The organism is Vibrio sp. 10N.222.46.A1 (assembly GCF_041473595.1).
GTDB lineage: Bacteria > Pseudomonadota > Gammaproteobacteria > Enterobacterales > Vibrionaceae > Vibrio > Vibrio tasmaniensis_A.
Map to the genome: position 1 here is coordinate 1 of NZ_JBFRSN010001586.1, position 650 is coordinate 650.

At 43.8% G+C, this 650-nt stretch carries 1 pseudogene; it reads right to left on the minus strand.

The features are described from left to right. Window positions 1–85: 85 nt before the first annotated feature. Window positions 86–650: pseudogene (locus AB4496_RS28255) on the minus strand (histone deacetylase); the annotation flags it as partial.

A 650-nucleotide genomic window follows, 5' to 3' on the forward strand; every position in this document is an offset into this window, starting at 1 on the left:
TGCTCAGGCTGAGCATTGACAAATTTTCCCACAATCAAATCAATCTAAAGCTTTTTTGTATCTGGAGATCACACAAGCTCACCACTCAACTGCTGACAGTAAATGCGGCCTTCAATAACTGCATGTGAATCGGCACCAGATCTTGATGTTCAGTTCGATATCCGCCACCGACTACACACGCCATTGGAATAGACTCTGATTTCGCTAATTCAATCATGAAACAGTCGCGTTCAAATATCCCTTTTGTCGAAACATTCAAATAACCCAGTTCATCGTCTTGATGGATGTCGATCCCCGCGTCATAAATAATGAGATCAGGTTGGTGATGCGCAATCGCCAACTTGGTGACTTGTTCAAAACAACGTAAGAACTCTTCATCTTCTGTTTCACGACTTAATGGCACATCTAAATCAGATAACGGTTTACGCGCAGGAAAATTTTTGTCGCAGTGGAATGACAAAGTAATAATCTCATCGCTCTCTTGGCAAAGTGTCGCTGTACCATCGCCATGGTGAACATCACTGTCGACGATCAGCACTTTATCTATATGCTCAAAGGTTAATGCGTGCTTGGCCGCCAAGACCAGATCATTCAACAAACAGAAGCCACTGCCAAAATCTCGGTGCGCATGATGATAGCCACCGCTGAGA